Raw genomic sequence first — 25,195 nt, forward strand, 5'->3', positions numbered from 1 at the left:
AGGAAAGCTCCCGCGATGCTCAAGCAGATCTGCTTCTTCAGGAAGCGCCCGGACATGACCATGGACGCGTTCATGGACTACTACGAGAACCAGCATTCGCAGCTGGCCAAGAAGATGGGCGCGTCGCCGGCGATCCCGGGCGCGGTGCGCTACGTGCGGCGCTATCTCGTGCCGGAGAAGAACCCGGTGACCGGGCAGGTCCACGATTGCGGCTACGACTGCATCATGGAGATCTGGTGGAACAGCCGCGAGGACTTCGAGCGCTCGCAGGCGATCATCGCCTCGCCCGAGCGCCTGCCGATGACCAAGGCGGACGAGGAGCGGCTCTTCGCCAGCCACGACAATCCGGTCGCCACCTGCATCGAATACGATTCGCCGATGGGGCCGAACGGCGAGGCGACGCACGTGGAGCTGCGCTATGGGGCGTGAGACCACGACGCCGGGGCTGATCTGAGCATGCACGCGCCCGCGCCGCTCTCGGCTCCCCCGCCCACCGCGCGTGACGAGTGGCGGGCGAGCCCGCTGCTGCCGGTGGCCGCCGGGCTGGGCTATGCCACCAGCGTGATCCACATCTACGGCATCGGCCCGTTCTACGGCCCGGTGGCGCAGGAGTTCGGCTGGAGCCGCACCGAGGTCACCTTCGGCCTGACGCTGGCGACGCTGGTGCAGGCTGTGGGCGGCGTCTTCATCGGCCTGGCCGTCGATCGCTGGGGCCCGCGCCGGTTCGGCGTGCTGGGCCTCGTGCTGCTGGGCATCGCCTTCGCGCTGCTGGGCAGCACGGAGGGCTCGCTGCTCAACTGGTACCTGCTGTGGGGCCTGGTCGCGCTGGCGGCGCTGCCGGTGCAGGCCTCGGTCTGGACGAGCGCGGTCGCCTCGCGCTTCACCGCCTCGCGCGGGATGGCTTTCGCCGTAACGCTGTGCGGCGCGTCGATCGCCGCCGGCGTGTTCCCGCCGATGGCGACCTGGCTGATCGGCGAGCTCGGCTGGCGGGCGGCCTTCCCGGTGCAGGCCGCCATCTGGCTAGCGGTGGCCTTTCCGGTGATCGTCCTCTTCTTCCACGGCCGCTACGACAAGGGACGCAGGCAGAAGGCGCAGGACGCGGGCGCGAAGCGGGCCGACCTGCCGGGCGCTACTTTGCGCGAAGGGCTGACCTCCAGCGTCTACCACCGCCTGTTCGTCGCCAGCCTGCTGTTCACGTTCACCGTGATCGCGCTGGTCGTCCATTTCACCGCCATCCTCGGCGATGCGGGCGCGAGCCCGATGACCGCCGCCGCCATCGCCTCCTTCGTGGGCTGGTTCTCGCTCGCGGGGCGCCTGGGGACGGGGGCGCTGCTCGACCGCCTGCCCGCCTCGCTGGTAGGAGCGGCGGTGTTCATGCTGCCGGTGATCGGCTGCCTGCTGCTCCTGCTGGGCAGCGGTTCGCTCGTGGTGATGGGGCTGGCCTCGGCGCTGATCGGCCTGACGCTGGGGGCGGAGATCGACGTCGTCGTGTACCTGCTGACCCGGCACTTCGGCCTGCGCAACTTTGGCGGGCTCTACGGCGGGCTGCTCGCGGCGCTGTCGATCGGCACCGCGATCGGGCCGCTGGCCGCGGCGCAGGTCTATGACCGGACCGGCAGCTACGCCGGGTTCCTGTGGCTCGCGCTGGCCTTCATGGCCGCGAGCAGCGTTGCCATCGGCACGCTCCCGCGCGGGCGCGAGGCCTACGCGGCGCACTGAGCGCAGGGTGCCTAACCGCACCGGCGATTTGCCCTGCCATGCCGATAGTGAGATAATCGCCGCAAATCGGAACAAGCAAGCGAGGATACCCATGGGCGAATTTGGCAAGATCGTTCAGGCGCCCGAGGAACTGGTCGTCCCGGTCAACGTCCCGGCCGAGGCCTACGTCTCTCCCGAATACGCCCGTGCGGAGGTGGACCGCCTGTGGCGCAAGGTCTGGCTGCAGGCCGGCCGGCTGGAGGACATTCCCGAGGTGGGCGACTTCATCACCTTCGACATCGTCCACGATTCGGTGATCGTCGTGCGCGTCTCCGCGGACGAGATCCGCGCGTTCCACAATGTCTGCCCGCACCGCGGCCGCAAGCTCGTGGACGTGCCGGCCGGCCAGCGCAACGCGCGCGGCAGCCGCAAGACCTTCATCTGCGGCTATCACGGATGGACCTTCGGGCTCGACGGCGCCAACACCTACGTCGAGCACGAGGAGGACTGGCAGGGGCACCTGTGCAGCGGCCGCGCGGACCTGGGCACCGTCAAGGTGGACACCTGGGGCGGCTGGATCTGGATCAACCTCGATCCCGAGGCGGCGCCGCTGGCGGAGTACCTCGATCCTGCCGCCACCATGCTGGAGCCCTACGGCCTCCAGAACATGCGCCCGCGCTGGCGCAAGTGGGTGGTGTTCGAATGCAACTGGAAGGTCGCGATGGAGGCCTTCTGCGAGACCTACCACGTCTCCACCACCCATCCGGAGTTCATGGAGTTCGGCCAGTTCCGTGGCTGGGCGCGCAACCAGGGCCTGCACTCCAACATCGGCTACGACGCGCCCAAGGGCCAGGAGGAGGACTCGGGCAAGCTGCGCCTTGGCGCGGGCGAGGATCCGCGCCTGACGACGGCGGAGATGCAGAACTTCACCTGGGCCAACGCCAACACCAACACCACGACCACGCTGGTGGCGGTGGCGAACCGGCTGAAAGACGAATTGCCGGAAGGCACGCCGCCGGCCGAAGTCTCCGCCTACTGGATCCAGACCGCCCGCCGCGAAGACGCCGAGCGGGGGGTGTTCTGGGCGCAGGTGGACCCGCAGCACACCGCCCGGGCGGGCACCGCATGGCAGATCTTCCCGAACTTCCAGATCGGCCACGCGGTCAACAACATGCTGTGCTACCAGGCGCGGCCCTACGGCACCGACCCGGACAAGTGCATCTTCGAGGCCGCGGTCTACGAACTCTATCCCGAGGGCGAGGCGCCGGAGACCGAGTGGGAGTACACCGAGCCGGCCGACTGGCCGCCGGTGCTGCAGCAGGACTTCGCCAACATGGCGGCGGTCCAGCAGGGCATGAAGAACGTCGGCTTCCGCGGCGCGCAGCCCAATCCCTACATGGAGCGGTCGGTGGCCTCGCTGCACATGAACCTGTCCCGCTACATGGGGACCGGCGCGCCCAAGACGTATTGATCCGCGGCGCGGACCGCCGTTCGCGCAGCGAGGATGACCCGATCCATGCAGTTCCCCCTCGTCCACGTCAGCTGGGCCCTGGCCGACAACGCCGGGCGGCCCGCCTGCGACGCCTTCTTCCGCGACGTCTTCGGCGCGCAGACCGCCTACGAGATCCTCGTGACGCCCGAGACCGAGCGGCTGGGGCTCGACCGTGAGGAATCGCTGCTGCTGATCGGCGACACCATGGTGATCCCGATCGCTCCTGCCGGGCGGGGCGCGCAGGCCGGCAACCCGCTGGGCGACATGCTGCGCCGCTCGGCTGCGCCGATGCGCTGGATCGGCCTGGCGCTCAAGGCGAACGACCTGGGCGCCGCCGATGCGTGGTTCGCCGGGCGCGGGTTCAAGCGGCACTACGATCCGGGGATGGAGGCGCACTACTTCCTGGTCCCCCGGGGCCAGGTCCTGGGCATGCGCCTGGAGATCGTGCGGCAGGACATGCCCAACGATCCGCGCCGGGATGCGGCGTGGCGCCCGTCCGGCACGGACCCGCTCGGCATCGAAGGGCTGCAGGCGGTCGGCGTCAGCGCGCCGTCCCTGGCCGAGGCCCGCGCGCTCTTCGCGGACACGCTGGAGTGGCCCGAACTGGGCGTGCGCGACCTGGCCGAGGGGCGCTGCGCCGCCTTCGCCATGGGAGACACCGTGATCGAGGCGCTGGAGGGCACCGAGGACTCCGCGCTCGCCCATCACGCGCAGGCGGTGAAGGGGATCTACCACCTCGTCTTCAAGGTGCGCGATGCGGCGGCCGCGGCGTCGTACCTGCAGGGCAGGGGGCTGCCGCTGGTGGGCGACGTCGCGGGCCGCTTCGCCATCGCGCCGGAGGCGGCGCACGGGCGCCTGATCTGGCTGACCCAGCACCAGCCGGCGGGCTATCCGCAGGCCGGCTCCAAGCTGGCGGAGTTCGCGGGGCCGGCGCGCTGACGATCGCGCCGAGTAGAGAGCCTTCTCGCTCGCTCTACTTCGCTTCGGCGATCAGCTTCAGTGCCTCCGGGCTCGTCCAGTCGTTGCCGCCGGTGTAGCGCCAGACTTCCTTCCCCTGCCGGTCGAACAGCACCGTCACCGGCAGGTTGCCGCCGTACTGGAAGCCGAGGTCGCCCTGCTCGTCGATCCACGGCTGGATCTGCTCCAGTTCGCGCCGCCGCAGGATCTCCACCACCTTGTCGGCCTGGCCGGTGTCCTGCGAGATCGGCAGGATCGTCACGCCCAGCTCCTGCTCGCGGTCGATCAGCGCGTTGAGCGTGGGCATCTCGGCGATGCACGGCGCGCACCAGGTGGCCCACAGGTTGATGAGCAGCGGCTTGCCCTTGAACGAGGAGAGTTCCAGGCTTTCGCCGGTGTTGTCGACCAGGCTGACCACCGGCATCGGCTCGCCCTTGTGCGAGCGGTCGAGCTTGTCGTCGGCCTTCGCCGGCGAGGCCTTCGGCTGTGCTGCGTCCTGCGAAGCCTGCGGTTGCGCCTCCTGGCCGCTTTGCCTATCGCAGCCGGCGATCACCAGGGCCGAGGCCCCGGCCAGCGAATACAGGATGAGCGACTTGAGCGATCGGGAAGACAGCAAGGGCGGGAGCTCCAACCAGATGTGGGGCGGACGGTTCGCGCAGGGACCGTCGGCGATCATGCGCGAGATAAACGCCTCGATTCCCTTCGACAAGGCGCTGTGGCGGCAGGACATCGCGGCGAGCAAGGCGCACGTCGCGATGCTGGGTGCCTGCGGCATCGTCTCCGACGCGGACGCGGTGGCGATCCGCGATGGCCTCGACGCGGTCGCGGCCGAGTACGAGGCGGACGGCGTTCCCGAGGACTGGGACCTCGAGGACATCCACATGACCACCGAATCGCGCCTCGCGCAGCTGATCGGGCCTGTCGCGGGGCGTCTCCACACCGCACGCTCGCGCAACGACCAGGTGGCGACCGACTTCCGGCTCTGGGTGCGCGATGCGATCGACCAGGTGGATGCCGGGCTTCAGGCGCTGCAAGCGGCGCTCGTCACCCGCGCCGGGGAACATGCCGACAGCATCATGCCCGGCTTCACCCACCTCCAGACCGCCCAGCCGGTGACCCTGGGCCATCACCTGATGGCCTACTACGAGATGATCGCGCGCGACCGCTCGCGCTTCCACGACGCCCGCAAGCGCATGAACCGCAGCCCGCTCGGCTCCGCGGCGCTGGCCGGCACCGGGTTCCCGATCGACCGCGAGATGACCGCGCAGGCGCTCGGGTTCTACGGCCCGACGGCGAACAGCCTCGACGCCGTGTCCGATCGCGACTTCGCGCTCGACTACCTGATGGCGGCCAGCCAGTGCGCGCTGCACCTCTCCCGCCTGGCCGAGGAGTTCATCATCTGGGCGAGCCAGCCCTTCGGCTTCGTCGCGCTGCCCGATGCGCTGTCGACCGGCAGCTCGATCATGCCGCAGAAGAAGAACCCCGACGCGGCGGAGCTGGTGCGCGGTCATGCGGGCCGGATCTCGGGCTGCCTGATGGCGCTGATGATGACGATGAAGGGGCTGCCGCTCGCCTATTCGAAGGACATGCAGGACGACAAGCCGCCGGTCTTCGAGGCCGCGGGTCTGCTCGCCCTGTCGATCGCGGCGATGACCGGCATGGTCGCCGAGACCCGGTTCCGCACCGAGCGGATGCGCGCCGCCGCCGAGCTCGGCTTCGCCACCGCCACCGACCTCGCCGACTGGCTGGTGCGCGAGGGCGACATCCCGTTCCGCGAGGCGCACCACATCACCGGCGCCGCGGTGAAGCTGGCCGAGCAGCGCGGGGTGGCGCTCGACGCCCTGCCGCTGGACGACCTCAAGGCCGTCGACAGCCGCATCGACGAGCGCGTATTCAAGGCGCTCTCGGTCGAGGCTTCGGTCGCCGCGCGCAAGTCGCACGGCGGCACCGCGCCCGAGCAGGTGCGCCTGCGCGTGGCCGAGGCGCGCGCAGCGCTGGGTCTGGAGTAGAGGCATGAAGAAGGCTGCAGTTCTCGTCATGCTCCTGGCGCTCGCGGCATGCGGGCAGCGCGCCGCCCTGGCGCTCAAACCGGGGCAGCAGCTGCCGCCGGCACCCTATGGCCGCTCCGACCGGCCCGAGCCCACGGAGCTGCTGACGACGCCGACCATCGCCATTCCCGAGCGCAGCGTCGAGCTGCGCACCCGCTCCGAGCAGCGAGAGGACGATCCCTTCGACCTCCCCCCGCCCGAAGCGCCCCAGCCCGAGTAAGGCCCGCAGTCTCCATGGATCATTTCGAAATCGTCGACGGCGAACTCCACGCCGAACAGGTGCCCCTGTCCGCCATCGCGCGCGAGGTCGGCACGCCGGTCTACGTCTATTCGCGCGCCACGCTGGTGCGCCATGCCAAGGTCTTCCGCGAGGCGCTTTCGGCGCTGCCAAAGGTCCACATCGCCTTCGCCGTGAAGTCGAACCCGAACTTGGCGGTGCTGCGCGTGCTGGCGCGCGAGGGCTACGGTGCCGACGTCGTCTCGGAAGGCGAGATGAACCGCGCGCTCGCCGCCGGGATCAAGCCGGAGGACGTCGTCTTCTCGGGCGTCGGCAAGACCCGCGCCGAGCTGATCGCCGCGGTGCGCGCCGGGATCGGCCAGTTCAACCTGGAGAGCGAGGAGGAGGGCGTCGAGCTGTCCGAGATCGCCGCCGCCCTGCGCACCCGGGCGACTTGCACGCTCCGCGTCAATCCGGATGTCGATGCGCGCACCCACGCCAAGATCTCGACCGGCAAGGCGGAGAACAAGTTCGGCGTCGCCTATGACCGCGCGTCCGGCATCTACGCGCGGCTCTCCGCGCTGCCGGGCTTGGAGATGCGCGGGCTTGCGGTCCACATCGGCAGCCAGATCACCGACCTCGAACCCTCGCGCCAGGCGTTCCTCAAGATGGGCGCGCTGATGAACGCGCTGCGGGTGCAGGGCTACACCGTCTCGCACATGGACCTCGGCGGCGGTCTCGGCGTGCCCTACAAGGCCGGCGACGACCTGCCGACGCCGGCAGACTACGGCCGCATGGTGAGCGAGGTGGCGCAGGGCTGGGGCGTCACGCTGATGTTCGAGCCGGGCCGGGTCATCACCGGCAACTCGGGCGTGCTGGTCACCGAAGTGGTGCGGGTCAAGAAGGGGACGGGGAGCCCCTGGGTGGTCGTCGACGCGGCGATGAACGATCTCGCGCGGCCGGCGATGTACGACGCCTGGCACGATTTCGCGGCGGTCAGGCCCGGCGGCGAGACGATGACCGCCAACATCGTCGGTCCCATCTGCGAAAGCTCCGACACCTTCGCGCTGGGCCGCGAGATCGACGCGGTGAAGGCCGGCGACCTCGCCGTGTTCCGCACCGCCGGCGCCTATGGTGCCACGATGGCGAACACCTACAACAGCCGCCCGCTGGTCCCCGAGGTGATGGTCGACGGCGAGCGCTGGGCGATCGTCGCCAACCGCATCGAGCCGGCCACGATCCTGGCGGCCGAGCAGGTGCCCGACTGGCTGGCGTGACGCCGGCCGCCTGAACGCCCGCCCCAACCCCCGCCCCAACCCCCGCCCCAACCCCCGCCGCGGAAGGCCGAGAGCATGATCGAGACGCTGCCGCTGTTCCATCGGGTCGCCGGGCAGCCGGTGGTGGTGCTGGGCGAGGGCGAGGCGGCCGAGGCCAAGCGGCGGCTGGTCGAGCGTGCCGGCGGCGTGGTCGTGACCGAGCTCGACGCGGGCATCGCCCGAGGCGCCCGGCTCGCCTTCGTGGCGCACGAGGACGCCGCCGCGGCGGAAGCGGACGTCGGCCGCGCCCGCGCCGCGGGGCTGCTGGTCAACGCCACCGACCGCCCGGCGCTCTGCGACTTCACGGTGCCCTCGATCCTCGACCGCTCGCCGGTACTGGTGGCGATCGGGACGGGGGGCGCTTCGGCCGGGCTCGCCAAGCAGCTGCGGCTGCGGCTGGAGGGGCTGCTGCCGCCATCGCTGGGCCGCCTTGCGCAAGGGCTGGCACAGGCGCGCGCGGCGCTGCGCAGGCGCTTTCCCGAGGCCGGCGACCGCCGCCGCGCCCTCGACGCTGCACTGGCGGCGGGGGGCGTGCTCGATCCCCTGGCGGAGGCAAGCGCCGCCCGCGTGGAGAGCTGGCTCGACAGTCCCGACGCACCCCGGGGCGGCATGGTCGCGATCGCGCTGCGCAGCGACGACCCGGACGACCTGACCCTGCGCGAGGCGCGGCTGCTCGGCACCGCCGACATGGTGGTCCACGCCGCCGACGTGCCCGAGGCCGTGCTCGAGCGCGCGCGCGCCGATGCCGTCCGGCGGCTCGGGGGTGCGGAGCAGGCCGAGGGGGCAGAGGGTCTGGTGGTAGTCCTGGCGCGGGCAGCCCGGCCTTAGAACATGCCTCCGGCGAGCGCGTCGATGGCGCCTTGCAGGATCACCGCCGCGGCCGCCGAATCGATCCGCTCGGCGCGCTTGGCGCGGCTCATGTCCTGCGCGATCAGGCCGCGCTCGGCGCCGGTGGTGGACCAGCGCTCGTCCCACAGCAGGATCGGCAGCCCGAGCACCGCGAGGTTGCGCGCATAGGCGCGGCTCGACTGTGCGCGCGGGCCTTCCGAGCCGTCCATGTTGAGCGGAAGGCCGATCACGATCCCGCGGATCGCGCGCTCGCGGATCAGCGCTTCCATCAGGGACTTGTCGGCGCCGAACTTCCCGCGCCTGAGCGTCTTGCCCGGCGAGGCGAAGCGCCATCCGGCGTCGCAGAAGGCGGTCCCGATCGTCTGCGTGCCGAGGTCGAGCCCGAGCAGCGCGCCCGCCTCGGGCAGCGCGTCGCGAAACGCCAGCGCGCCGGTGGTGATCAGCGCGGTGTCGCCTGCGCCGTGGCCTGCGCCTGTGCCCTTGCCTGCCATGCCGTGGTCCGCCTTTCGAAATCGGCCCTCAGATTGGCCCAGAACAGGGTCACGTCATAGAGGTGGTAGTTGTTCCCGGGAAGCACGTAGGGCCCGAGATCGAGCTTGGGCGGCGGACCGATGTGGAGAAAGCCGTCGGGCCCGCAGGAGGCGGGGACCACCCCGCGCGCGAGGGTGCCGCTGCGGGCCTCGACGTCGGGGACGAGGGTGCCGAGATTAGCCGCGGCAGGGACGCTGGAGCCGGGGGTGCCGGTCAGCGGGTTGGTGCACAGGAACGCGCTTCCCGCCACCGAGCCGCCGTTGAGCCCGGTACGGCGCCCGTAGGCCTGCACCAGCATGTCGGTATCCGCCGGATCGGCCACGCTCAGCCAGCTCGCCACGCAGCCCGGCTGGTCGGCGCGCTGGCAGGCGGGAAGACCCATGCGCGGCAGGTCGTGCTGCAAGGACACCGGCCAGCCGATCACCCATGCGCCCACCACGCGCTCGGCCAGCGGCGTCCCGGCGATCCGGTCGCGCAGTAGACGCCGCAGCAGGAAGGCGCCCTGGCTGTGCCCGGCCAGCGCGATCGCCTTGCCCGGCGGGACATGGCGCAGGAACACGTCGAAGGCGGACAGGACGTCGCCATAGGCAAGGTCGATGGCCCGCGCCGCCTCGGGCTTGGCGGTCAGGAAGGCGCCCACCGCCGCCTGCCGGTAGCGCGGCGCCCAGATCGCCTCCGCCACGTTGAACGGGCTCGCCATGCCCTGCACGAAGAGCGCGGCGCGGTTGCGGCTCGTCGCGTCCTCGAGCGAGGCGTTCCAGGCGTCGCGGGCGATGTAGCTGGTGGGGTGGATGAAGAACACGGCGACCGGCAGCTTGCCCGGCGCAGGCGTCATGCCCGCGGGACGCCACGCCGCGGGGTCGCTGCGCAGGCCGGGGCGCGAGACCCACATGCCCGGCTTCTCCCATGCCTCGGGCGGCAGCGCCTGCTGGGGGGCGAAGGCGACGCCGGGCACGAAGGCCATCTCGGTCAGGTCCTCCGACCAGATCCGCAGCGCCAGGAGGAGCAGCAGGAGCAGGATCGTCACGCCGCAGATCAGGTACAGGAACTTGCGCGCCATGCCTCAGGCGTTCTCCAGCTTTTCGATGTCCTCGCCGGGATCGCCGCCGTTGCGGGCGGCCTCGCGCTCGAGCCAGATCTTGATCATCGCCACCAGCGGGTCCGCGAGGGCCAGCCCCAGCAGGCCGAACAGCACGCCCATGATGAGCTGGGCGGCCAGTACCAGGGCCGGAGGCAGGTCCACCGTCTTGCGCGCGATGTAGGGCACGATCAGGTAGCCGTCGATGAGGTGGACGAGCAGGTAGACCAGGATCGTGTAGAGCCCCATCTCGCCGCTGACAGAGAACCCGACCACGACCATGATCGCGCCGGAGATGGGCGCGCCGATGTTGGGCAGGAACGCCAGCAGTCCGGTGATGAGCCCCAGCAGCGCCGCCATCGGCACGCCGAAGAACTGCAGCATGGCCCAGGTGAAGAATCCCTCCACCGTCATCCCGATCACACGGCCGAACAGCAGGCGGCGCAGCCCCCGGCCCATGACCTGGACGGTGCCCTGGAAGTGGTCGCGCCGGTCCACCGGAAGCATCCAGGCCACGCCGCGGCGATAGAGCCGGGGCTCCATCGCGAAGTAGATCCCCAGTACCAGGATCAGGAACAGGGTGGTCAGGCCCCCGAACAGGCCGCCCAGCATCGCGGTGACCTGGCCGATGCCGCCCATCGCCTCCTGCGCGATGCTGCGCACGTCGCGCACGCGCACGTCCATGCCATGGCGCTGGAGCCAGGCGAGGCCCCGGTGGTACTGGCTCTCGATCGTGGCCGGCAGCTCGGCCGCCTGCTGGGCAATCTGGCTGCCGGCGAACTTGCCCAGCCACAGCACAAAGGCGATCGAGGCGATCAGCACCACCGCCACGCGCCAGCCGCGCCCGACCGGCAGGACCCGCGCGAGCATCCGGGCGCCGCCGTCGATCAGCGCGCCGAACACGACGCCGCCGAAGATCACCAGCAGCGACTGCGACAGCATCACCGCCAGCGCGAAGAGGGCCGCCATTCCCAGCCACACGAAGGCCTTGCGCGCCTCGTGCCGGATCAGCGGATCGGTGATGTCGGTCGGACCGGCGCGGCGCGGGGCGGCCTCGGGTTCTTCCGGATCCGGTTCCGAGGCCATCAGTGGCCAGCCGCCGCCCGGTCCCGGTCGATCCGCGGGCGCAGGCTGGTGAACGCCCGCCCGGCCCGCATCGCGCTCCACCAGCTCAGCGGGTTCCAGGTCTGGGTGCCGTCGAGCGAGAAGGTGATGAACTCGGCCCGCCCGCCGATGTCGGAGAGCGGCACCGGCCCGCCCAGTCCGCCGTCGCCCTCGCCACGGGCATTGACGTAGAACGGCGCGCGGCTGTCGGCCGAACGGTCCCGGTCGTCGCCCATCAGGAAGACATGGCCTTCAGGCACGGTGATCTCCCCGTAGTTGTCGAGGCTCTGGGTGAAATAGTCGATCACCTGGTAACTCGCGCCGTTGGGCAGGGTTTCACGATAGGTCGGCAACTCGTAGACCTCGCGCCCGCTGGGGAGGCGGGTACGGTAGGCCGCAAAGCCATCGTAGCAGTGCCCGCTCTCCTGCCCCTCGCAGGTGAGCGCGTCGTCGGCGGCGATCTGCACGGGAGGCTCGATCTCGCGCGGGATGAACCGGCCGTTGAGCCGGATGCGCCCGTCCACCACGGCGATGCGGTCGCCGGGCAGGGCGACCACCCGCTTGATGAGGTCCGCCTTGCGATTGCGCGGCACGACGATGACGATGTCGCCGTATTCGGGCGTGCGGCCGAGGATGCGGTGCTCCGAGCGCGGCAGCAGGTGGAAGCTCAGCGACGACCAGTTCCAGCCGTAAGGGTACTTGGACACGATCAGCCGGTCGCCCACGAGCAGCCCGGGCATCATCGAGATCGACGGGATGTAGAACGGCTTGGCCACCAGCGAGTGTAACGCCAGCACGCCGAGCAGCATCAGTGCGAGCCCGCGCAGCTCCTGCCACCAGTTCGTCCCCTCGCGCTCCGGGGTGCCCCGGTCGGCAGGCGCGGTGTGCGCCTGGGCAGTCTGCTCGGTCATCATGGCGGGGAACTCGGGTTCAGGCGGGGGAGAGCGGGAGGGCTTCGATAATCACGAAGGCCTGGGCCCAGGGGTGGTCGTCGGTGAGCGTCAGGTGGATCGCCGCCTTGTGCCCGGCCGGCGTCATCGCGTCGAGCCGGGCCTTCGCGCCGCCGGTGAGCGCGAGCGTCGGCGCACCCGAGGGCGCGTTGACGACGCCGATGTCCTTCATGAACACGCCCGCCTTGAAGCCGGTGCCGACCGCCTTGGAGAACGCCTCCTTGGCGGCGAAGCGCTTGGCGAGCGTGCCGGCGACGGTGTGCGGGCGGCGCGCCGCCTTGGCCTGTTCGACCTCGGTGAAGACGCGGTGGAGGAAGCGGTCGCCGAAGCGGTCGAGCGAGTTCTGGATCCGCTCGATGTTGCACAGGTCGGAGCCGAGGCCGATGATCACGCGCTCTTATCCATTCACCGCACCTCGTCCATCAGCATGCGCATCTTCTTCACGCTGGCCTCCAGCCCGATGAAGATGGCCTCGCCGATGAGGTAGTGCCCGATGTTGAGTTCCGCCAGCTGCGGGATGGCGGCGATCGGCTGCACGTTCTCGTACGTGAGGCCGTGCCCGGCGTGCGGCTCGATCCCGTTCTTGGCCGCGAGCGCCGCCATGTCGACGATGCGGCGCAGCTCATGCGCCACCTGTTCGCCCTGGGCGTGGGCATATTCGCCGGTGTGGAACTCGACCACCGGGGCGCCGAGCTTCATCGCCGCCTCGATCTGGCGCGGCTCGGGCGCGATGAACAGGCTGACGCGGATGCCCGCGTCGACCAGGCGCCCGACGATCGGCGCGAGGCGGTTGTGCTGCCCGGCGGCGTCGAGCCCGCCCTCGGTCGTGCGCTCCTCGCGCCGCTCGGGCACGATGCAGGCGGCATGGGGGCGGTGGCGCAGCGCGATGTCGAGCATCTCGTCCGTCGCCGCCATCTCCAGGTTGATCGGCAGGCCGGTGGCGTCTGCCACGCGCTGGAGGTCCTCGTCGCGGATGTGGCGGCGGTCCTCGCGCAAGTGGACGGTGATGCCGTCGCCGCCGGCCTGCGCGACGATGCGCGCGGCGCGGGCCGGGTCGGGGTGCTCGCCGCCGCGCGCGTTGCGGATCGTCGCCACGTGGTCGATGTTGACGCCGAGGCGCAGGCGGGGCGGGTTGAGGACGCTCATCCGTTTATCCGGAGCTTGGGGGAGGGGCTACTGCGCGCGGCTGCCCGGCTTGACCGCCGTCGTGGCGGCCAGCTCGGGCGGCAGCTCGTCGGGCGCGTAAGTCGGGAAGTTGAGCGCCACCAGCGGGAAGAACGGCACGCCCAGGTCCACCGCCCCGGCCGAGCGGTCGACCAGCGCGGCGGCGGCGATCACCGTGCCGCCGGCCTCCTCGATGGCCTTGATCGCCTCGCGGCTGGAGAGGCCGGTGGTCACCACGTCCTCGACCATCAGCACCTTGTCGCCGGGCTCCAGGGCGAACCCGCGGCGCAGCTCGAAGGTGCCGGTGGGACGCTCGACGAACATCGCGTCGACGTGCAGCGCACGCCCCATCTCCTGGCCGATGATGACGCCGCCCATCGCCGGCGACACCACCTTGCCGATCTGCTTGCGGATGTCGTGCGGGAGCCGCGCGGCGAGCGCGACCGCGAGGCGGGCGGCACGGTCCGGGTTCATCAGCACGCGCGCGCACTGCAGGTAGTGCGCGCTGTGGCGGCCGGAGGAGAGCAGGAAATGCCCTTCCAACAAGGCCTTGCTGGCGCGGAACTCGGCGAGGACCTCTTCTTCGAGCATTCGGAACATAACCTCTGTGCGATTTGCGTGGCCATGGCGCGGTTCGGGCGGCGCCAACGTCAAAATTTCCCCTAGAGGCGCTTGAGACGGGCGGCAAGCATGCGTATAGCCACGCCCAAAGGGGGCAGGAACGCCTTCATAACAGGGGTGCGCGCGAGGCGGGTCGAATCGCCTGCGCGTTCGAAGGAAGTGGAAGCGCAAACAACCATGACATCCGGCAAGACTTTCCGTGGCGCGGGCTGGGCCGTTACGGCCCTGGGGCTCACCCTCGCCAGCGTCCTGATCTCGGCGGCTCCGGCCAGCGCGCAGGATGCCGCCGCTTCCGCTCCCGCCGCCGGCAGCTACACTCCGATGAAGCCGACCCCCGGCGTGGGCATGCCGGTCGACGGCGGCATCGGCCTGCAGCAGCAGTACTCCAAGCTGGGCGAATACGCGCACTGGATCCACGACGGCGTGCTGATGCCGCTCATCGCGCTGATCTGCCTCCTGGTGCTGGTGCTGCTGATCGTCATCGCGCTCAAGTTCAACCGCCGCGCCAACCCGATCGCCTCGAAGACCAGCCACAACACCATCCTCGAAGTGGTGTGGACGCTGCTTCCCGTGCTGATCCTGATCGGCATCGCGGTCCCCTCGATCGACCTGATCGCCAAGCAGTACAAGCCGGCGCCGGAGAACGCGCTGACCATCAAGATCACCGGAAACCAGTGGTTCTGGACTTACGGCTATCCGGACAACGGCGACTTCGAGGTGATCTCGAACATGCTCAACCTGCCCGGCCAGCCCACCATCAACAACGGCGTGCGCGAAGTGGGTTCGCGGCCCTGGGACGGCCCCTCGCACCTCGAGGTGGACAACCGCATGGTCGTGCCGGCAGGGGAGCCGATCCGGCTGCAGATCACCGCGGCCGACGTCATCCACTCGTTCGCCGTGCCCTCGCTGTGGTTCAAGCTCGACGCGGTGCCCGGCCGCATCAACGAGAAGGTGCTCTTCATCGAGAAGCCGGGCGTCTACTACGGCCAGTGCTCCGAGCTGTGCGGCGCCAAGCACGGCTACATGCCGATCGCGGTCGAGGCGCTGCCCCGCGCGCAGTACAATGCCTGGGTGCTGACCCATCCCGGCGGCGCCATCGACGGCACCAAGGCGGCCGCCGCGGCAACCGGCCCGGCCTCCGATGCCCTCCCGGCCGTGGCGACCTCGGAGGCGGCTCCCACCGAGTCCGCCGTCGACGCCGTCGCCGAAGCCGAATAAGACAGAACACGAGAGGACAGGGTTCTCCCCATGGCAACCACCGCTGACCACTTCCAGGCACACTCGGAAGACCACGGCCACCACGACCACGATCACAAGCCGGCGTTCTTCGCCCGCTGGTTCATGTCCACCAACCACAAGGACATCGGCACGATGTACCTGATCTTCGCGATCTTCGCGGGGGTCATCGGGGGCATCTTCTCGGGCATGATGCGGGTCGAGCTCAACGAGCCGGGCATCCAGTACCTCGACACCTTCGCGCGCTGGTTCGGCGCCGTGAACCCCGACTTCAACTCGACGCTGCACGTCTGGAACGTGCTGATCACCGCGCACGGCCTGATCATGGTGTTCTTCATGGTCATGCCCGCCATCATCGGCGGCTTCGGCAACTGGTTCGTCCCGCTCATGATCGGCGCGCCGGACATGGCGTTCCCGCGCATGAACAACATCTCGTTCTGGCTCACCGTGGCGGGCTTCTGCTCGCTGCTGTGCTCCGCCTTCGTGCCGGGCGGCACGGGGCTTGGGGCCGGCACCGGCTGGACCGTCTACGCCCCGCTCTCGACCACCGGCTCGCCCGGGCCGGCGGTGGACTTCGGCATCTTCGCGCTGCACCTCTCGGGCGCGGGCTCGATCATGGGCGCGATCAACTTCATCACCACCATCTTCAACATGCGCGCGCCTGGCATGACCATGCACAAGATGCCGCTGTTCGTGTGGTCGGTGCTGGTCACCGCCTTCCTGCTGCTGCTCTCGCTCCCGGTCCTCGCCGCGGCGATCACCATGCTGCTGACCGACCGCAACTTCGGCACCACCTTCTTCGACCCCTCGGGCGGCGGCGACCCGGTGCTCTACCAGCACCTGTTCTGGTTCTTCGGCCATCCCGAAGTCTACATCATGATCCTGCCGGGCTTCGGCATCATCTCGCAGATCGTCTCGACCTTCTCGAAGAAGCCGGTGTTCGGCTACCTCGGCATGGCCTACGCCATGGTCGCGATCGGCGTCGTCGGCTTCATCGTGTGGGCGCACCACATGTACGCCACCGGCCTGTCGGTGAACACCAAGATGTACTTCACCGCCGCCACCATGGTCATCGCGGTGCCGACCGGCATCAAGATCTTCTCGTGGATCGCGACGATGTGGGGCGGCTCGGTGGAGTTCAAGTCGCCCATGATCTGGGCGCTCGGCTTCATCTTCCTGTTCACCGTGGGCGGCGTCACCGGCGTCGTGCTGGCGAACGGCGGCATCGACGACGTGCTGCACGACACCTACTACGTCGTGGCGCACTTCCACTACGTGCTCTCGCTGGGCGCGGTGACGGCGCTCTTCGCCGGGTTCTACTACTGGTTCCCGAAGATGAGCGGCAAGATGCACTCCGAGCTGCTCGCGCACCTGCACTTCTGGGTGTTCTTCGTCGGCGTGAACATGATCTTCTTCCCGATGCACTTCCTCGGGCTGCAGGGCATGCCGCGCCGCTACCCGGACTATGCCGAGGCCTATGCCCACTGGAACCACGTCGCCACCGTCGGCTACATGGTGATGGCGGCCAGCCTGGTGATCTGGTTCATCAACATCATCTACGCCTTCGCCGCGGGTCGCCGCGCCGAGGACAACTACTGGGGTGAAGGCGCCACCACGCTGGAGTGGACGCTGTCCAGCCCGCCGCCGTTCCACCAGTTCGAAACGCTGCCGGTCATCGGCGAGACGGCGCACCACTGATGGCGGGGCCCGCCCCCCGGGGGCCGGGCTCCACGATCTCCCTTCCCGCTTGCGGGTGGGGCCGGGGGAGGGCACGTGCGCCCTCCCTTCCTTGTTTGAAGCACTGCATTGGCTGACGATCGCGACATGGACCAGGTTCTTCCCCGACCCCTCCCGCAGGCGGGAGCGGCGCCCCTGCCGGCCGACTGGCGCGACCTGTTCGCGCTGACCAAGCCGCGCGTGATGAGCCTGGTGATCTTCACCGGCCTGTGCGGCCTGCTCGCCGCGCCCGTCGCCATCCACCCCGTCCTCGGCTTCACCGCGATCCTGTGCATCGCCATGGGCGCCGGCGGCGCCGCCGCGCTGAACCAGTGGTGGGAGGCCGATCTCGACGCCGGAATGAAGCGCACCGCGCAGCGCCCGCTGCCGCAGGGCCGGCTCGACCGCACCACCGCGCGCGACTTCGCCGGCGTGCTCTGCGCCGCCTCGGTGTTCCTGATGGGCTTCGCGATCAGCTGGCTCGCGGCGGCGATCCTGGCGGTCTCGATCGTCTACTACGCGGTCGTCTATACGATCTGGCTCAAGCCGCGCACGCCGCAGAACATCGTCATCGGCGGCGGCGCCGGTGCGTTCCCGCCGCTGATCGGATGGGTCGCGGCGACGGGGCAGATCTCGCTGATGCCGGTCGTGCTGTTCGCGATCATCTTCTTCTGGACCCCGCCGCACTTCTGGGCGCTCGCGCTGTTCGTGAAGACCGACTACGCCAAGGTCGGCATCCCGATGATGCCGGTGGTCGCCGGCGAGCGCTCCACCCGCCGCCAGATCCTGGCCTACGCGGTGCTGCTGCTGCCGCTGAGCGCGCTGCCCTGGTGGCTGCCGGGGGAGGAGCACGCGGGCCTTGTCTACGGCGTCTCTGCCCTGGTGCTCTCGAGCGTGTTCCTGGCTCTCTCGATCCGCGTCGGCCTGCGGGAGCGGACCGGCCTGGACGACACGATGAAGCCGGAAAAGCAGCTCTTCGCCTACTCGGTGCTCTACCTCTTCGCGCTGTTCGCCGCCCTCGTCGCCGACCGCTTCATCGCCCTTTGACCGGAACCACGATGCCCAACCCCCACGACCCCCGGACCGTCGAGCAGATCCGCCGCAGCCGCAACCGCGTGCTGGCGCTGAGCCTGGCCGGCTTCGTGATCCTCGTGTTCTTCATCTCCATCGCGAAGATGAGCTGATGGCCGCGCGCACCGCGTCGGGACGCAACCGCAAGGTCGCGCTGACGGCGCTGGCCGCCGCGCTCGCCATGCTGGGGCTGGGCTTCGCCTCGGTGCCGCTCTACCGCATCTTCTGCCAGGTGACCGGCTTCGGCGGCACCACCCAGCGCGCGGACGAGGCGAAGGCCGCCACCGTGCGCGATAGCGGCCGGACGATCTCGATCCGCTTCGACGCCAATGTCGAGCGGGGCATGCCCTGGCAGTTCAAGCCGCTCCAGCACACCGATACCGTCTCCATCGGCGCGCGCGACATGGCGCTGTTCTGGGCGAAGAACACTTCGGCCCAGACGGTGACGGGCACCGCCAGCTTCAACGTCGAGCCCGAGCAGGCGGCGCGCTACTTCAACAAGATCCAGTGCTTCTGCTTCACCGAACAGACGCTCAAGCCCGGCGAGGAAGTGCGCATGCCGGTGCTCTACTACGTCGATCCGGCGATCCTGGACGATCCCGACAACAAGGACGTGGAGCAGATCACGCTCAGCTACACCTTCCACGTGACCGCGGTGGGCGGCAAGGAAAGCGCCGGCGCAAAGGCACTGGACCGGAACGGGGCGGGCGGTTAAGGCCCGAACGGGAACCGTCTGCGCAATAATACCCTTGGGGCAGCAGACGGGATTGAGATTGGATGAACGGGGACGAAGGCACCATGGCAGGCACGAAGCACCACGATTACCACATCCTTCCGCCGGACATCGCGCCGCTGGCGACCACGATCGGCGCCTTCGTGTTCACGTCCGGCATGGTCCTGTACATGCACGACATGCCCGGCGGCGCCTTCGTGCCCTGGGCGGGCCTCGCGATCCTGCTCGCCTCGATGTTCATGTGGTTCTCCAAGATCGTCAAGGAGGCCCATGCCGGCGACCACACGCCGGTCGTGCAGCTGCACCAGCGCTACGGCATGATCCTGTTCATCGCTTCGGAAGTGATGTTCTTCGTCGGCTGGTTCTGGGCTTTCTTCGACTTCTCGCTGTTCCCCTCGGAACTGGCCGAGACGGTGGCCGGGCAGTGGCCGCCCAAGGCGATCGAAGCCGTCATGGATCCGTTCGCGCTGCCGCTGCTCAACACGCTGATCCTGCTGTGCTCGGGCACCACCGTCACCTGGGCGCACCATTCGCTGATCCATGGCGACCGTGACGGCCTCAAGAAGGGCCTCTGGGCGACCGTGCTGCTGGGGGTGCTGTTCTCGTTCATCCAGGGCTACGAGTACCTCCACGCGCCCTTCGGCTTCGGTGGCAACACCTATGGCTCGGCCTTCTACATGGCCACCGGGTTCCACGGCTTCCACGTCATCGTCGGCACGATCATGCTGATCGTGTGCCTCAAGCGCGCCTACAACGGCGACTTCACCCCCCGCCAGCACTTCGGCTTCGAAGCGGCGGCGTGGTACTGGCACTTCGTCGACGTGGTGTGGCTGTTCCTCTTCGTCGCGGTCTACATCTGGGGCGGCTGGGGCTACCCGACGCACTGATGCCGCAGGACGACGACCAGACCACCAAGGGGCAGCCGAGCACCGCTTCGGCTGCCCTTTTCGGTTGCTGCCCGCGCTGCGGCGCCCGCACGCTGTTCGCCGGGGTGGCCCGCTTTGCGCCGCGCTGCCCGTCGTGCGGGCTGGACTTCTCGCAGTTCAACGTGGGCGACGGGCCGGCCGCGTTCCTGACGCTGGTGATCGGCACGTTGATCGCCATCCTCGCCATCTGGCTGCAGCTCTCGGTGTCGCCGCCGTTCTGGGTGCATGCGCTGCTGTGGGTGCCGATCTCGACCGCGCTGACGCTGGGCGGGCTGAGGGTCACCAAGGCCTGGCTGCTGGGGACCGAGTACCGCCGGCAGGCCGGCGAAGGCCGCTTGCGGGAAGACTGATGCGCCGCGTTCCCGTCCTGCCCACGCTGCTGGTGCTGGCCGCCGTCGCGGTCATGCTCGCGCTCGGCGTGTGGCAGCTGCGCCGGCTGCACGAAAAGGAGGCGCTAATGGCGCGCTATGCCGCCGCTAATGCAGACACCAGGCCGGTCTCGTGGAGCGGGCGCGGCGTGGGTCAGCACCTGCTCTACCGCCGGGCGCGCCTGCGCTGCGCTGCGGTCGAGGAGCGGAGCGGCATCGCCGGGCGCAATGCCGCCGGACAGCCCGGCATCGCCCAGACCGCGCGCTGCGCCCTCGCCGGCGGCGGCACCGCGCTGGTCGTGCTGGGCTGGTCGCTCGACCCGCTGGCGAAGGTGGACTGGCGCGGCGGACCGGTAACGGGCGTGATCGCCCCGGGCCCCCGCCTCGTCGCCGATCCGCCCCTCGCCGGGCTGGAGGCGAACGCGCTGCCCGATCCGGCCGAGATCCCCAACAACCACTTGTCCTATGCGATCCAGTGGTTCCTCTTCGCGGCGACGGCGGTGGTGGTCTACGTCCTGGCCCTGCGCCGGCGCGGCTAGCGGCGCGGCTCGCCACACGTTTCTTTCCCGCCACCGGCTACGGACAGGCTTTTCATTTCCCGCCGCCATCGCTAACCGCGCTTTCCCATGGACTACATCAGCACCCGCGGCCGCGCTCCGGCGCTCGACTTCGAAGGCGCGACCCTCGCCGGCCTCGCCTCGGACGGCGGCCTCTACGTGCCGCGCACATGGCCGCGCTTCTCCGCCGAGGAGATCGCCGCCATGGCCGGGCTGCCGTATGCCCAGCTCGCGGCACGAGTGATGGCGCCGTTCGTCGCAGGCAGCCTCACGGAGGAGCGCCTGCTGGAGCTGACCACCGAGGCCTACGGCCGCTTCGCGCACGACGCCGTGACCCCGCTGGTCCAGCTCGACGGGCAGCAGTGGCTGCTGGAGCTGTTTCATGGTCCCACGCTGGCGTTCAAGGACGTGGCGCTGCAGTTGCTCGGCCTGCTCTTCGAGGAGTTCCTCGGCCGCTCGGAGCGCAACCTGACGATCGTCGGCGCGACTTCGGGCGACACCGGGTCTGCGGCCATCGACGCGGTGGCCGGGCGCGCCAAGGTCGACATCTTCATGCTGCATCCCCGGGGCCGCGTCTCGGACGTCCAGCGCCGGCAGATGACCACGGTGCTGGCGCCCAACGTCCACAACCTCGCGCTCGAGCACGCCAGCTTCGACGATGCCCAGGCTATCGTGAAGCGCATGTTCAACGACCAGGCGATGACCGGGCGCTTCGCCATCGGCGCGGTGAACTCGATCAACTGGGCTCGCCTGATGGCGCAGGTAGTCTACTACTTCGCCGCCGGGCTCCAGCTCGGCGCGCCGCACCGCAAGGTCGCGTTCTCGGTCCCGACCGGGAACTTCGGCGACGTCTTCGCCGGCTACGTGGCAGCGCAAATGGGCCTGCCGATCGAGCGCCTGATCGTCGCCACCAACGTCAACGACATCCTCCATCGCGCCCTCGCCCAGGGCGACTACTCGCAAGGCACGGTCACGCCCACCGCGGCGCCTTCGATGGACATCCAGGTCTCGTCCAACTTCGAGCGGCTGCTGTTCGATCTCAACGGCCGCGACGGCCTAGCGCTGGCCGAGCAGATGGCGGGCTTCGAGGCGACCCGGGCGATGCAGCTGACCAACGCGCAGCGCGAGGGGGCCGCGGCGCTGTTCGCCTCGGCCCGCGCCGATGCAGACGAGATGGCCTCCACCATCCGCTGGGCCTGGGAGCACTGCGGCGAGCTGATCGATCCGCATACCGCCTGTGGCCTGTTCGCAGCGCGCACCGCCGGGATCGCGGCGGAGGTGCCGGTGGTCACGCTGGCGACGGCGCACCCGGCCAAGTTCCCCGAGGCGGTCGAGCGCGCCACCGGCCAGCGGCCCAGCCTGCCCGCGCGGGTGGGCGACCTGTTCGAGCGCGAGGAGAAGTACGTCACGCTGGGTGGCACCTACGAGGCGGTGGCGGCGTTCGTCGCCGAGCACGCCAGCCCGAAGGTGTGACAATGGCGCGCGCGTGGTGCTTCGACACGCTCAGCACGAGCGGGATGGGAGAGGCGGGGACTCCGCGCATCCCGAGCCTGTCGAAGCCTGCGATCACCACGGAACTCCGGCATGGCTGATCTTGCGACCCAGCCGCTGATCCTCGCCGGCGAGGGCTGGGCCGACTACGGCCTCGTCGATTCGGGCCACGGCCGCAAGCTGGAGCGCTACGGCGCCTTCCGCTTCATCCGTCCCGAGCCGCAGGCGATGTGGACCCCGCGCCTGTCCGAATGGGGTGCCCATGGCGAGTTCGTGCCCGGTTCCGACGAGGACGGGGGCGGGCGTTGGGTGTTCGGCGGTCCTGTGGATCGCGGGGGGGCGTTCGACAAGGCCGTCCCGCGCGAAGGCTGGCCGCTGGCGTGGAACGAGGTGGCCTTCACCGCGCAGTGTACGCCGTTCCGCCACCTCGGCTTCTTTCCGGACATGGCGCCGGTGTGGGAGTGGATGCGCGCGATGCTGGCGGGCCGCGACGACGCGACCACGATGAACCTGTTCGGCTACACCGGCGTCGGCACCCTGGCGCTCTCGGCGCACGGACCCGTCACCCATGTGGACGCCTCCAAGAAGTCCGTCGCCCAGGCGCGTGAGAACGCCGCATTGGCGGGGCTGGAGAGCCGCCCCGTGCGCTGGATGATCGACGACGCGGCCAAGTTCGCCGCGCGCGAGGTGCGGCGGGGCAAGCGCTACGACGGGATCATCCTCGATCCCCCCAAGTTCGGTCGCGGTCCGACCGGGGAGACCTGGCGGCTGGAGGAGAACCTGCCCGGCCTGCTCGCCGACTGCCGCAGGCTGCTCGACGCGGACAGCCGCTTCCTGTTCCTCACGGTCTATGCCGTGCGCATGTCCTCGCTGGCGCTGGCGGGACTGATGCAGGAGCTGTTCGCCGGCCTGCCCGGGACCATCGAGCACGGCGATCTTGCGGTGCGGGAGGACGGCGAGGGCCGGCTGCTGCCCACCGCGATCTTCGCGCGCTGGTCGAACCCGGCGTAGCGACGGGCGGCTCGCCGCCCCGTCTGCAACGTGGCGGTCGGCGCAAAATCGTCTAAAGGGCGCGCCATGGCCGATTCGCTGATCCTTGAAGTCGCCGATTTCGAGCAGGATGTCCTCACCGGCATCTACTCGGAGGAGACCGGCAAGCCCCAGCCGCTGCGCTTTACCATCTCGGTGCGGCTCAAGCCGGCGGACCACTATGCTCCCGACACGCCGCTGTCGGCGAGCAAGAACTACATGGACCTGAAGTTCGCCGCCTCGGAGGCGCTGCCGCAGGGCCTCCACTTCAAGCTGATCGAGGCGGTGGCCGACCACGTCTGCGACACGCTGTTCCTGCAGGACGAGCGGGTGGAGGCGGTGACGGTGAAGATCGTCAAGCTCGCGCTCACCGAGGCGAACGAGAAGATCGGCATGACGCTGACGCGGGAACGGCGTTGAGCGAGCTGCTGCACCTGGGGCCGCTGTCGGACGACGCGCTCGAGGCCGCGGCCGACTTCCATGCCCGCCTGCTTCCGGCGGTGGAGGCGACGCTGTCGGGCGGCGCCGATCCGCTGACACTGGTGTTCCTGCCCGGCGGCCACGCGCACCGTGCCTGGCGTCTCGCCGCGGTGCAGGGACTGGCGCGTCGCTTCGCCCCTTCGCGCGTCAATGCGGTGGAGAGTGACGAGCCCGAGGCGGTGGCCGCCGCGCAACGCTGGCTCGATGGCGCGGGAGGGGTGACCGGGCAATTGCTCGTGCTCGATGGAACTGGGGCGGGCGGAGTGCTATATCCCCTCGGATGAGCACGCCGCAGCCCCTCGTGGACCAGTTCCAGCGCCGTATCACGTACTTGCGGCTGTCGGTCACCGACCGCTGCGACTTGCGCTGCTCGTACTGCATGCCCGAGCGGATGAGCTTCCTGCCGCGCAAGGACGTGCTCACGCTGGACGAGATGCACGATCTCGCGCTCGGCTTCATCGCGCGCGGGATCACCAAGCTGCGCCTCACCGGCGGTGAGCCGCTGGTGCGGCGCGACATGATCGAGCTGGTCCGCGCGCTGGGCCGCCGCATCGGCGCCGACGACGGCCAGGGGCATCTCGAGGAACTGACCCTCACCACCAACGGCACAAGGCTGGCCGAATTCGCCGAGGATCTCGCCGCGGCCGGGGTGCGGCGCATCAACGTCTCGCTCGACACGCTCGATCGCGACAGCTTCGCGCGCCTCACCCGCCGCGATTCGCTGCCGCAGGTGCTGGAAGGACTGGCCGCGGCGAAGGCGGCGGGGCTGAAGGTCAAGCTCAACACGGTCGCGCTCAAGGGCATCAACGAACACGAGATAGCCGAAATCGTCGCCTGGGCGCACGGCCAGGGCTTCGAGGCCACGCTGATCGAGGTCATGCCGCTGGGCGAGGTGGAGGAGGATCGCTTCGACCACTATCTTCCGCTCGTCGCGGTGCAGGAGGATCTGGCGCGGCGCTGGACGCTCACGCCCAGCGGACACCGCACCGGCGGCCCGGCGCGCTACTGGGACGTGGCCGAGACCGGCGGGCGCCTGGGCCTCATCACGCCGCTGACCAACAACTTCTGCGAAGGCTGCAACCGCATCCGGGTCACCGCCACTGGCCAGCTCTACGCCTGCCTCGGCGGCAACGAGCGGGTGGACCTGCGCGCCGCGCTGCGCTCCGCCGACCCCCAGGCTGCGCTTTCGGAGGCGCTCGACACCGCGATGCGGATCAAGCCGGCGCGGCATGCCTTCGCCATCGACGCGCGGGGCGCCGCGCCCGCGCTGGCGCGCCACATGTCGATGACCGGGGGCTGACCTTGCCGGCGCGACTCGTGTTCCTCGGCCGGCTGGAGGAGTTGGCCGGGCGCCCGTTCCAGGACATCGCCGCAGGCGCCCCGCTGGACTGGGCCGACGTGCTGGGCTGGCTCGCCGATGCCTGTTCGGACCAACTTTCCGAGGCCGTCGCCGGCGAGAAGGTGAGGATCGCGCTGAATGGCGCGCTCGTGCCGGACAAGCAGGCGCTGGTGCTGGCCGACGGAGACGAGCTGGCTTTCCTGCCCCCCGTCTCGGGCGGCTGA

30 protein-coding genes are annotated in these 25,195 nt (G+C 69.9%); 22 read left to right on the forward strand and 8 right to left on the reverse strand.

Annotated elements, in window-relative coordinates; genetic code table 11:
* Positions 1 to 15 precede the first annotated feature (15 nt).
* The 4 genes from ACFFJC_RS14850 to ACFFJC_RS14865 all read left to right on the forward strand — a co-directional run bounded on the left by ACFFJC_RS14850 (position 16) and on the right by ACFFJC_RS14865 (position 4,129).
* On the forward strand, positions 16 to 429 hold the full coding sequence (locus ACFFJC_RS14850; protein WP_379488265.1) for an EthD domain-containing protein: 414 nt from the start codon (positions 16 to 18) through the stop codon (positions 427 to 429).
* A gap of 27 nt (positions 430 to 456) precedes the next feature.
* Complete coding sequence (locus ACFFJC_RS14855; protein ID WP_379488266.1) at positions 457 to 1,719, forward strand: MFS transporter; 1,263 nt, start codon at positions 457 to 459, stop codon at positions 1,717 to 1,719.
* A gap of 91 nt (positions 1,720 to 1,810) precedes the next feature.
* Positions 1,811 to 3,169: an aromatic ring-hydroxylating oxygenase subunit alpha gene (locus tag ACFFJC_RS14860; protein ID WP_379488267.1), complete on the forward strand. Its 1,359-nt coding sequence runs from the start codon at positions 1,811 to 1,813 to the stop codon at positions 3,167 to 3,169.
* Between the two features lie 45 nt (positions 3,170 to 3,214).
* Positions 3,215 to 4,129, forward strand: a complete 915-nt coding sequence (locus ACFFJC_RS14865) for a VOC family protein (protein WP_379488268.1) — start codon at positions 3,215 to 3,217, stop codon at positions 4,127 to 4,129.
* Between the two features lie 34 nt (positions 4,130 to 4,163).
* Here the strand turns inward: ACFFJC_RS14865 and ACFFJC_RS14870 are convergent, their stop codons facing one another.
* Positions 4,164 to 4,763 carry a TlpA family protein disulfide reductase gene (locus ACFFJC_RS14870; RefSeq protein ID WP_379488269.1) on the reverse strand — a complete coding sequence of 200 codons (600 nt, stop codon included), beginning with the start codon at positions 4,761 to 4,763 and terminating at the stop codon, positions 4,164 to 4,166.
* Between the two features lie 19 nt (positions 4,764 to 4,782).
* Here ACFFJC_RS14870 and argH point away from each other — a divergent pair, with 19 nt between their 5' ends.
* The 4 genes from argH to ACFFJC_RS14890 all read left to right on the forward strand — a co-directional run bounded on the left by argH (position 4,783) and on the right by ACFFJC_RS14890 (position 8,556).
* Positions 4,783 to 6,156 carry an argininosuccinate lyase gene (gene argH / locus ACFFJC_RS14875; protein ID WP_379488420.1) on the forward strand — a complete coding sequence of 458 codons (1,374 nt, stop codon included), beginning with the start codon at positions 4,783 to 4,785 and terminating at the stop codon, positions 6,154 to 6,156.
* Between the two features lie 4 nt (positions 6,157 to 6,160).
* Complete coding sequence (locus ACFFJC_RS14880; protein WP_379488270.1) at positions 6,161 to 6,415, forward strand: hypothetical protein; 255 nt, start codon at positions 6,161 to 6,163, stop codon at positions 6,413 to 6,415.
* Positions 6,416 to 6,429: 14 nt separating this feature from the next.
* Positions 6,430 to 7,689, forward strand: coding sequence for a diaminopimelate decarboxylase (gene lysA / locus ACFFJC_RS14885; protein ID WP_379488271.1), 1,260 nt, complete (start codon positions 6,430 to 6,432; stop codon positions 7,687 to 7,689).
* 75 nt (positions 7,690 to 7,764) lie between these two features.
* Positions 7,765 to 8,556 (forward strand): precorrin-2 dehydrogenase/sirohydrochlorin ferrochelatase family protein, encoded by a 792-nt coding sequence (locus ACFFJC_RS14890; protein ID WP_379488272.1) that lies wholly within the window; start codon positions 7,765 to 7,767, stop codon positions 8,554 to 8,556.
* On the opposite strand, the gene ruvX is transcribed toward ACFFJC_RS14890, so the two are convergent.
* The 7 genes from ruvX to pyrE are packed head-to-tail and all read right to left on the reverse strand — an operon-like array spanning position 8,553 to position 13,995.
* Positions 8,553 to 9,068, reverse strand: coding sequence for a Holliday junction resolvase RuvX (gene ruvX / locus ACFFJC_RS14895; protein ID WP_379488273.1), 516 nt, complete (start codon positions 9,066 to 9,068; stop codon positions 8,553 to 8,555). The genes ACFFJC_RS14890 and ruvX overlap by 4 nt on opposite strands.
* Positions 9,017 to 10,168 carry a DUF3089 domain-containing protein gene (locus tag ACFFJC_RS14900; protein WP_379488274.1) on the reverse strand — a complete coding sequence of 384 codons (1,152 nt, stop codon included), beginning with the start codon at positions 10,166 to 10,168 and terminating at the stop codon, positions 9,017 to 9,019. Before ACFFJC_RS14900 ends, ruvX begins: the two co-directional genes overlap by 52 nt.
* Before the next feature lie 3 nt (positions 10,169 to 10,171).
* Positions 10,172 to 11,272 carry an AI-2E family transporter gene (locus tag ACFFJC_RS14905; RefSeq protein ID WP_379488275.1) on the reverse strand — a complete coding sequence of 367 codons (1,101 nt, stop codon included), beginning with the start codon at positions 11,270 to 11,272 and terminating at the stop codon, positions 10,172 to 10,174.
* On the reverse strand, positions 11,272 to 12,201 hold the full coding sequence (lepB, locus tag ACFFJC_RS14910) for a signal peptidase I (RefSeq protein ID WP_379488276.1): 930 nt from the start codon (positions 12,199 to 12,201) through the stop codon (positions 11,272 to 11,274). Before lepB ends, ACFFJC_RS14905 begins: the two co-directional genes overlap by 1 nt.
* A 19-nt stretch (positions 12,202 to 12,220) precedes the next feature.
* The gene (gene acpS, locus ACFFJC_RS14915) at positions 12,221 to 12,631 is read right to left on the reverse strand and encodes a holo-ACP synthase (RefSeq protein WP_379488277.1); all 411 of its coding nucleotides are present in this window, start codon (positions 12,629 to 12,631) and stop codon (positions 12,221 to 12,223) included.
* A 14-nt stretch (positions 12,632 to 12,645) separates the two neighbouring features.
* The gene (locus tag ACFFJC_RS14920) at positions 12,646 to 13,386 is read right to left on the reverse strand and encodes a pyridoxine 5'-phosphate synthase (RefSeq protein WP_379488278.1); all 741 of its coding nucleotides are present in this window, start codon (positions 13,384 to 13,386) and stop codon (positions 12,646 to 12,648) included.
* Between the two features lie 27 nt (positions 13,387 to 13,413).
* On the reverse strand, positions 13,414 to 13,995 hold the full coding sequence (pyrE, locus tag ACFFJC_RS14925; RefSeq protein WP_379488279.1) for an orotate phosphoribosyltransferase: 582 nt from the start codon (positions 13,993 to 13,995) through the stop codon (positions 13,414 to 13,416).
* Between the two features lie 207 nt (positions 13,996 to 14,202).
* On the opposite strand from pyrE, the gene coxB reads away from it, so the two are divergent.
* The 14 genes from coxB to ACFFJC_RS14995 all read left to right on the forward strand — a co-directional run bounded on the left by coxB (position 14,203) and on the right by ACFFJC_RS14995 (position 25,195).
* Positions 14,203 to 15,243 (forward strand): cytochrome c oxidase subunit II, encoded by a 1,041-nt coding sequence (gene coxB / locus ACFFJC_RS14930; protein WP_379488280.1) that lies wholly within the window; start codon positions 14,203 to 14,205, stop codon positions 15,241 to 15,243.
* A gap of 30 nt (positions 15,244 to 15,273) precedes the next feature.
* A complete protein-coding gene (ctaD, locus tag ACFFJC_RS14935) occupies positions 15,274 to 16,959 on the forward strand; it encodes a cytochrome c oxidase subunit I (protein WP_379488281.1) in 1,686 nt (561 codons plus the stop codon).
* Positions 16,960 to 17,085: 126 nt separating this feature from the next.
* Entirely contained in the window at positions 17,086 to 18,024 is a 939-nt protein-coding gene (locus ACFFJC_RS14940; RefSeq protein ID WP_379488282.1) for a heme o synthase, read from the forward strand.
* An 11-nt stretch (positions 18,025 to 18,035) separates the two neighbouring features.
* On the forward strand, positions 18,036 to 18,161 hold the full coding sequence (locus ACFFJC_RS14945) for a cytochrome c oxidase system small membrane protein (RefSeq protein ID WP_379488283.1): 126 nt from the start codon (positions 18,036 to 18,038) through the stop codon (positions 18,159 to 18,161).
* Positions 18,161 to 18,763: a cytochrome c oxidase assembly protein gene (locus ACFFJC_RS14950; protein ID WP_379488284.1), complete on the forward strand. Its 603-nt coding sequence runs from the start codon at positions 18,161 to 18,163 to the stop codon at positions 18,761 to 18,763. The genes ACFFJC_RS14945 and ACFFJC_RS14950 overlap by 1 nt, the downstream gene beginning before the upstream one ends.
* Positions 18,764 to 18,846: 83 nt before the next feature.
* Positions 18,847 to 19,668 carry a cytochrome c oxidase subunit 3 gene (locus ACFFJC_RS14955; protein WP_379488421.1) on the forward strand — a complete coding sequence of 274 codons (822 nt, stop codon included), beginning with the start codon at positions 18,847 to 18,849 and terminating at the stop codon, positions 19,666 to 19,668.
* Entirely contained in the window at positions 19,668 to 20,057 is a 390-nt protein-coding gene (locus tag ACFFJC_RS14960; protein WP_379488285.1) for a DUF983 domain-containing protein, read from the forward strand. The genes ACFFJC_RS14955 and ACFFJC_RS14960 overlap by 1 nt, the downstream gene beginning before the upstream one ends.
* Entirely contained in the window at positions 20,057 to 20,614 is a 558-nt protein-coding gene (locus tag ACFFJC_RS14965; protein ID WP_379488286.1) for an SURF1 family protein, read from the forward strand. The genes ACFFJC_RS14960 and ACFFJC_RS14965 overlap by 1 nt, the downstream gene beginning before the upstream one ends.
* Before the next feature lie 87 nt (positions 20,615 to 20,701).
* The gene (gene thrC / locus ACFFJC_RS14970) at positions 20,702 to 22,105 is read left to right on the forward strand and encodes a threonine synthase (RefSeq protein ID WP_379488287.1); all 1,404 of its coding nucleotides are present in this window, start codon (positions 20,702 to 20,704) and stop codon (positions 22,103 to 22,105) included.
* Positions 22,106 to 22,216: 111 nt separating this feature from the next.
* Complete coding sequence (locus tag ACFFJC_RS14975; RefSeq protein ID WP_379488288.1) at positions 22,217 to 23,134, forward strand: class I SAM-dependent methyltransferase; 918 nt, start codon at positions 22,217 to 22,219, stop codon at positions 23,132 to 23,134.
* A 66-nt stretch (positions 23,135 to 23,200) separates the two neighbouring features.
* A complete protein-coding gene (locus ACFFJC_RS14980) occupies positions 23,201 to 23,572 on the forward strand; it encodes a dihydroneopterin aldolase (RefSeq protein ID WP_379488289.1) in 372 nt (123 codons plus the stop codon).
* Complete coding sequence (locus tag ACFFJC_RS14985; protein WP_379488290.1) at positions 23,569 to 23,916, forward strand: Rossmann fold domain-containing protein; 348 nt, start codon at positions 23,569 to 23,571, stop codon at positions 23,914 to 23,916. The genes ACFFJC_RS14980 and ACFFJC_RS14985 overlap by 4 nt, the downstream gene beginning before the upstream one ends.
* Complete coding sequence (gene moaA / locus ACFFJC_RS14990; protein ID WP_379488291.1) at positions 23,913 to 24,932, forward strand: GTP 3',8-cyclase MoaA; 1,020 nt, start codon at positions 23,913 to 23,915, stop codon at positions 24,930 to 24,932. Before ACFFJC_RS14985 ends, moaA begins: the two co-directional genes overlap by 4 nt.
* A gap of 2 nt (positions 24,933 to 24,934) precedes the next feature.
* A complete protein-coding gene (locus tag ACFFJC_RS14995; protein ID WP_379488292.1) occupies positions 24,935 to 25,195 on the forward strand; it encodes a MoaD/ThiS family protein in 261 nt (86 codons plus the stop codon).

The sequence above is a fragment of the Novosphingobium soli genome, from assembly GCF_042432915.1.
Taxonomy (GTDB): domain Bacteria; phylum Pseudomonadota; class Alphaproteobacteria; order Sphingomonadales; family Sphingomonadaceae; genus Novosphingobium; species Novosphingobium soli.